6 protein-coding genes are annotated in these 6,823 nt (G+C 67.5%); 3 read left to right on the forward strand and 3 right to left on the reverse strand.

Translation table 11 applies throughout. The features are described 5' to 3' along the window. Positions 1-15: 15 nt before the first annotated feature. Both AB0B25_RS29505 and AB0B25_RS29510 read right to left on the reverse strand, forming a co-directional pair. Positions 16-678, reverse strand: a complete 663-nt coding sequence (locus AB0B25_RS29505; protein ID WP_357186318.1) for a response regulator transcription factor — start codon at positions 676-678, stop codon at positions 16-18. Next, positions 675-1,790 (reverse strand): histidine kinase, encoded by a 1,116-nt coding sequence (locus tag AB0B25_RS29510; protein WP_357186321.1) that lies wholly within the window; start codon positions 1,788-1,790, stop codon positions 675-677. Before AB0B25_RS29510 ends, AB0B25_RS29505 begins: the two co-directional genes overlap by 4 nt. Positions 1,791-2,006: 216 nt before the next feature. Here AB0B25_RS29510 and AB0B25_RS29515 point away from each other — a divergent pair, with 216 nt between their 5' ends. From AB0B25_RS29515 to AB0B25_RS29525, 3 genes are all read left to right on the forward strand, one after another. Further along, on the forward strand, positions 2,007-2,426 hold the full coding sequence (locus tag AB0B25_RS29515; protein ID WP_357186324.1) for a DUF6223 family protein: 420 nt from the start codon (positions 2,007-2,009) through the stop codon (positions 2,424-2,426). A gap of 490 nt (positions 2,427-2,916) precedes the next feature. Beyond that, positions 2,917-3,324 carry a hypothetical protein gene (locus tag AB0B25_RS29520; protein WP_357186327.1) on the forward strand — a complete coding sequence of 136 codons (408 nt, stop codon included), beginning with the start codon at positions 2,917-2,919 and terminating at the stop codon, positions 3,322-3,324. An 888-nt stretch (positions 3,325-4,212) separates the two neighbouring features. Continuing rightward, positions 4,213-6,210 carry a polyprenyl synthetase family protein gene (locus AB0B25_RS29525; RefSeq protein WP_357186331.1) on the forward strand — a complete coding sequence of 666 codons (1,998 nt, stop codon included), beginning with the start codon at positions 4,213-4,215 and terminating at the stop codon, positions 6,208-6,210. Here the strand turns inward: AB0B25_RS29525 and AB0B25_RS29530 are convergent. Beyond that, positions 6,207-6,587 carry a hypothetical protein gene (locus AB0B25_RS29530; RefSeq protein ID WP_357186334.1) on the reverse strand — a complete coding sequence of 127 codons (381 nt, stop codon included), beginning with the start codon at positions 6,585-6,587 and terminating at the stop codon, positions 6,207-6,209. The two genes, AB0B25_RS29525 and AB0B25_RS29530, sit on opposite strands and share 4 nt — an antisense overlap. Between the last annotated feature and the right edge of the window lie 236 nt (positions 6,588-6,823).

Here is a 6,823-nt window from a genome sequence, read left to right on the forward strand (position 1 = left end):
GGAGGCTGCGCGATGTCAGGATTTGCGCGGTGTGACCAGGCCGGATTCGTAGGCGAGGATTACGAGTTGGGCGCGGTCGCGGGCGTGGAGCTTGGTCATGGCTCGGTTGATGTGGGTTTTCGCGGTCAGCGGGCTGATGCCCATGTGGTTGGCGATCTCGTCGTTGGACAGGCTCTGGGCGACGAGGACTACGGCCTCACGTTCGCGGGTGGTCAGTTCCTTCATCCCTGTATCGGTGCGGGTGTTGAGCGGCTGGGAGACGTATCGGTCGATCAGTCGGCGGGTGATCGAGGGTGCGAGCAGGGCCTCGCCGCGGGCGGCGACGCGAACCGAGTGCAGGAAGTCTTCCGGCAGAATATCTTTGACGAGGAATCCGGCCGCACCGGCGCGCAGTGCGTGGAAGATGTATTCGTCCAAGCCGTAGTTGGTCAGGATGACGACGTGCACTCCGGCCAGCGCCGGGTCGGCGGCGATGTGCCGGGTTGTCTCGATGCCGTCCATGCCCGGCATCTGAATGTCGATGAGCGCTACGTCGGGCAGATGCTGTCGGGCCAGCGCCGAGGCCTCGCTGCCGTCGGCGGCCTCGGCTACCACCTCGATGTCGTCTTCGAGGTCGAGCAGGGCCCGGAAACCACTGCGAATGAGCGGTTGGTCGTCGACCAGTAGAACACGGATCATGGTGGTTCCACTGGGAGTTCGGCGTGGACGGAGAAGCCGCCCTCGCTGCGGGGTGCCGCCCGCAGGCGACCGCCGAGGGCGGTGACTCGCTCGCGCATCCCGAGCAGTCCGACGCCGTGCACCAGCACTGCGCCCTGCCTCGCCTTGCCGTCGTCATCGACCCGTACGGCCAGAGTGTCGGGCCGGTAGTCGATGCGGATCGACGCCGTCGTGGCGGCGGCGTGCCGGAAGATATTGGTCAGCGACTCCTGAATGATTCGGTAGGCGGTGCGGTCCACTGCTGCCGGTACGGCCTGGCGTTGTCCTTCGATCGTCAGTGTCGCGTCCAAACCCGTGGCGCGGGCTCGTTCCACCAGGCCCGGGATGTGGTCGAGTCCCTGCTGAGGGGTAATTCCGTCATCGCGTAGTGCTTCCAATGTCGCGCGCAGTTCCCGGGCCGCCTCCCGCCCGGCCTGCCGGATCGCCAGCAGGGCCTCCGGCACCGGTTCGCCTCGCTTGTGGGCAACATGCACGGCGGCCTCGGATTGTACCTTGATCACCGAAATCTGGTGTGTCAGCGAATCGTGCAGCTCCCGGGCAATGTGTAGCCGCTCCTCGTCAGCGCGGCGCCGCGCGGTCTCCTCCCTGTTGCGTTCGGCCTCGTCCGCGCGCTGCTCGGCCTGGCGCAACCCCTCACCGGCCGCACCGGCCGCGATCAACCAGGCCAGTTGAAGCGCACCCCGGGCCTGTGTGAACGCCTCGCCCACACCCCAGGCGGGATGCGCGATGAGCATGGCGAACGGCAGCGCGGCCACCATGAGCACCGAACCCGCCACCGCGATGAGCCGGTGTCCTACCCGGACCGTGGCGTATACCGTGACCAGGAATGCGACGGCGGGAACCTCGAAACCGATTGCCTGGTAACCCAAGACACACAGCCCGGTCACGGCCAGCGCCGTGACTGGAGCGCGGTGGGCCGCACCGAATGCGAGGCCTCCGATCAGCAGCAACGCAAAGCCCAGCACGTCGAGCTTCGTGGGGGAATGTTGCCCTGACAGCCCGGCGATCAGCAGGACGGCCGTCACTGCGACGGCGACCATCCAGTCTCCGACGCGGATTCGTGCCCTGCTCATGCGTGCACCCTAGCCGGAATCTCGCGTGGGGAACTCCTGCCTGTGCAGGATCGATCGGCTACTGCGGACGCGGTAGTTTTCGCCGGTTCTGCCGCATGCGCGGCAGTCGGCTGCGGCAGCGGCGGCAGCCCCAATTGTCGACGCCCGCACGATGATCTGCGGTGGTGTCGGCGGAGATGATGAAGCGGTATCGAGCCTTCGACAAAGGAGCACTTCATGTCCGTCCGTCATCTGCCCGCCGTCACCGCAGCCGCCCTGCTCGTAGGTATCGCGTTTGCCGCACCGGCGGCGGCCTCGGTCCAACAGACCGCCGCTATCACCGGAATGACCTCTGGTCGATTGGGGCCAACCCTGACCGCGCTGGTGGGACTGCTCGGGGTGGTGATCGGCGGCTTGGCCCTGGGCCGCGTCGGTCGTATCGGCACCGCCGCCGGGCGGCGCGCAGCGATAGTGGCGGTGGTTTCGGGGCTGGTCGGTCTGGTCCTCGGAACATGGTTCGCGGCCACCGCTGGTGGCGGTCCCGGCACAGGCAACGGGATCGTCGGGGCTTGGGCGGCCATGGTGCTCGGCGTGATCAGCGTGGTCCTGGGCGGGCTGGTCCTGAACCGCTCTCGCCACGCCAGTCGCATCGGCTGACCTCGGCCACCGCTGGGGGGATCGTCCTCACCGCGCCACCGGTCGGCGAGGACCTTTCCGCCGATCACCGGCCTCCCAACATGGTGTCCGCTCATACGGACTCGAGGTGATCACCTCGTCATCGCCCGTGTCGCGTGTCAAGCCTCGCCGCGACGGGCAGGGAACTCACCAACTCCTGGCGCGTCACCGCGATCGAACCCGGCCGAAGTCTGCACCCTCTCGCGTGAGGCCGCAGAGAACCTCGCCGAAAGAGGGCCGATGCCGGGCCCAATCTCCGTCGGTGGCCGACCTGGTCGAGACGCCCTCGGCTGGCCGCCCGGTCAGCCGGACATCCCTGTCGCGGGTTGCTGTCGCGGCACGGGACCAGTCCGTCAGTTCACTCACGCAAGGAGCACAGTCACGTCCGCTCTCACCGCCGACATCGCCGCCCACAACGGCGCTGACGCGCCCGTGTGCAGCACACACACACACAACATCTTCGCGCTCGCGGTTGGCCGCGTTCGCGCCTTGTGTCAAGACCGACGATACCGCCACCGCGCGCGAGGAGTTCGAACACATCATCTCCGGGCTGGCCGACCCCGACGAGAAGAAATTCCTGGTCAACCTCACCCACTGCTTCATGCGCTGGGACCATCCCACCGCGCTGGCGCGGCTGCGGGCGCTGTGGAAATCCCAGCCCGGCTACCGCGATCTGCTCGCAGCGTGCGTGTCCGACACCGACCCCGCCTCTACCAGCCGCGTACCCGCCCGCGTTTCCAGACCGTGTCCCTCGACGACGCCGACGGCCAAGCGCCGCATCGCGCTCGGTGCGCGTGAGCCCGTCCTCGAGCACACCCCACCGCTACGACCGCGCTGGCCGAGTACGACCGCCACGCCCCCGAGCGGATGGCGCGACTGATGACCCGGCGACGCCGAGGAGCCCCGCACCGTCATCGAACACGCCGCGTCCACCTTCGGGGTCGATCAGACCCCGCCAGAGGCAGACGCGCGGTACGCCGCGACGATCGACCGCGACCCCGACGATCCGACCCCACCCTCGACGGGAGGTCCTCGACGGGTACGCCCTCGACTACGACCGCGCCGCCATCCGCCGGTCGTGGGGTGGCGATGCGTGTCCTGCTTCATCGAACGCGCCGTCGCCGACGTCCACCCGATCGACCCCGCCACCGGCACCCGTCGCAGTGACGACGGGCTGTGCGACCACTGCCGCGAGGACGGCAAGCCCGGGGTGCCCGCTCCTGCCGCAACCTACTGTCCCTCGCGGCCTGACCCAGCCCGCCCCGTTCCCCGTCCGCCGTCGGTGTTCACTCCTGCGGCGGACCGGTCATCACCAATGCCTGCCCGCTCCCTCCCCTACTCGCCCCGCATCACCACCTAGCTTCCCACCAACTCTTCTTTCCATCCCCTTCCGCACACCCGCACCAACTCACGTTTTCTACTACTTATCCGTTCCGCGCAAAGGTTGCGGACAGCGATCGACTGACCTGCGGCCCGCAAGGTCGGCCGGGCGGTTCGAGTTGGCCGGGTGTTCGGACGTACCTTGCGGATTTGGGACTCGAGTTCGTCACTCAGCTGGTCAGGTAGGGGACGGTCTGGTCGGCAGGGGCGGGCGGAGTCGCCGTTTCGGGCGGGGGCGGCGTGCAGGCCGCTCGCGATCAATCGGCATCACCTGAGTTACGGGGCATCAAAGTTTGCCGATACCAACATCTTCCGCGTGATGGTGATGTCAAATTCCACTGATCGATTGTGTTGTAGATGATCGATGTAATCAGTCAGGAGCGAGCACGTGCCAAGTGAAATCGATTCCGCTGTCTTCCCGCATCTGGATGCGGACCTCGACCGCGTCCGTGACGTTCTCGGTCCCGTGCAGTTCCGGGGCAGGCCAGATCTGACCGCACTCACAGACGAAGGACCCGACACCTCCCGCCGCCTGGTCCGTCCTACCTTGACGTTGCTGTCGTACTACCTGCTGACCGATCCCGAGGCCCCGGCCGACGACCGTGCGGTGCGCGCGGCTGCTGCCGTCGAGTTGGTGCACCTGGGCTCGCTCTACCACGACGACGTCATCGATCACGCGTACGAGCGCCGCGGCCGGCCCAGCGCCAACGCGGTGTGGGGTTCGCATATGGCCGTCTTGGGTGGGGACTGCGTGACGGTCGCGGGCGGGCGCTTGCTGGCCGGACTCGGCCTACGCGAAGTTCTCGCGGGGTCGATCGCGAGTGAGCAGATGTGCGCGGGCATGGTGATCGAGGCCGCCGACCAGTATGTAGCCTCCCGCAGCGAGCAGGCCTACCTGGACGCGATCGACGGCAAAACGGCGGCGGTGCTGTCGTTAGCCTGCCGGGTGGGCGCGATGCAGGCCGGCCGCTCCGAGGATGAAGAAGAGGCGCTGGCCCTGTTCGGCCGACACTTCGGGTTGGCCTACCAGCTGTATGACGACATCCTCGACCTGACCTCGACCACCGAAGAAATGGGCAAGCCCGTCAACACGGATCTACCCGAGGGCATCTACACATTGCCCGTGATCCGCGCCGCTGCGCGCGACCAAAACCTTGCCCGCATGCTGCGCAGGGCAATCACGGGTGAGCAAGCCGCACGCGCCCGCGAGCTGGTCATCGCCTCCGGCGCCGTGGACGAAGCACGGGCGATGGCCGAGGAATTCATGGACCAGGCCCTCGGTCAGCTCGCCGCCCTGCCCGTTGACCCACGCGCCCGCCACGCGATGACCGCCTACGCCCGGTCCGTCCTCGACCGGCGAACTCATGCTTCCACGATCCTCCCGCAGCCGACGCGGCCATCCCGATCCCCCGGTGAGGGGCTCCCGCCGCAGGTCGCGCAATGGTTGAGGAGCTGGCTGGTGGACACCGGCCTCGTCGTCTCCGCTGCCGAAGCCGACTACCACCGGTGGACAGGAGCGTTCCGGCTCCCGGGACAAGCCTTGGCCCCAGCGGACGCGGACCGCGAACAGACCGCCTTCGGCATGGCCGTGCTGGCCCTTGTGTGGGATGACCTGTTCGAGGATCCGCAGCTGAGAGACCCGGAAGCCGTCACCGCGCTGAGGCGTGGCCTGGTGGCAATGCTGCGCCAGGACCCGGAGATGCACGGCGCGATCCCGACGGCGTGGGCGAGTTTATGGCCGCGCCTGCGCGAGGGCCGCAGCACCCGCTGGCAGGAGCGGTTCCTCGACGGCATCGAGAAGTGGCTCGAAGCCTCCGAACGCGAAGCGCACCATCGCATCAACGGCTACATCCCCGCCACGGCCGACTACCTGCCGCTGCGGATGTCGACCAGTGGGATCGAAACCGCCCTTGCCGGCATGGAGGTGTACCAGGACCGGGAACTGCCCTCGAAGCTGCGCAACCACCCCGTGATCCGCCGTCTCGAGGAACTCGCCTTCTTGGTGACCTTCATGGAGAACGACCTGGTGGGGTTGGATCAGGACGAGGCAGACCAAATCCCCTACAACCTGGTGCGGGCGGTCCGTCACGAGACCGGCTGCACCCGCCGCGAAGCCATCGAACAGGTACAACGCCAGGTGGCCGAGTATCGCGCCCAGCTCGAGGCGCTGTTCCGCTACGTCCCCGCGCTCATCCGCGTGCTTCCCGGCCTGTCGAGCCGGGGGAAGGACTACGCGGAGATGTACCGGAACATGACGAGCGTGGCGCTCCGGGCGCGTGAGAGCGATCGGTATACACAAACCTCCGCTTCCACGGCGCCGGACTTGGAACGCTTGCGCCGTGAGATCTACTACCCGGCTGCCGAACCGGCTTCTACTACGCCCTAACTCCCGCAGCTGGCAAAAAGCAAGGTGTGTCCCGCGCGATCCACCGTGGTGCCCGCGCGGGACACCCTCAGCGCTTCGCCGGCTGTCCAAACCTCGTTGCGGCTGCCGCGATAGCCGAGTTCGCGCAGTTCGGTGATCGGGGCCGCGATATCGGTGTGTCCGGCGTTCCAGCGGGTGAGCAGATGCGGCACGAACTCATCGATCATTCTGGAGCGAGACGTCGCGGCGGTGATGACGTCCGCAGGGCTGGCAGCGATAGCGAACCGGCGAGCGGATTTCCGATCGATATCGAGTTCTTTGGCGATGGTGCGCAACCCTTTACATTCAGCGCGCAGCCGTCGCACCGCCTCGCACCGTTCGGCGGTGCGTGCACGCAATCCGCGTATCCGCCACCGTGATGGCTCTCGGGCAGCAGCGACGTGTGTTCGGTGGCCTTGCCCGTCGTGGCCTCACCCGTGACCGCTGCAGGAGTATGGTGGGCAGCGTCGATGGGGTCGGGCCTGGCAGTTGATGTTTCGGCTACCGCGTTTGTTCGGGTACCGGGCTCGCGGCCCAGGGTCGGGTCGACTCTGCCCAGCGGACTGTGACGGGTGCCAGTGTGCCGGCGACGAGC

Source organism: Nocardia sp. NPDC049190, from assembly GCF_040648115.1.
Classification (GTDB): Bacteria; Actinomycetota; Actinomycetes; order Mycobacteriales; family Mycobacteriaceae; genus Nocardia.

Bases quoted from the DNA above. Each gene is read 5' to 3' on its own strand.
- AB0B25_RS29515 (WP_357186324.1), top strand. From the start codon at position 2,007: ATGTCCGTCCGTCATCTGCCCGCCGTCACCGCAGCCGCCCTGCTCGTA.
- AB0B25_RS29505 (WP_357186318.1), bottom strand. From the start codon at position 678: ATGATCCGTGTTCTACTGGTCGACGACCAACCGCTCATTCGCAGTGGT.
- AB0B25_RS29510 (WP_357186321.1), bottom strand. From the start codon at position 1,790: ATGAGCAGGGCACGAATCCGCGTCGGAGACTGGATGGTCGCCGTCGCA.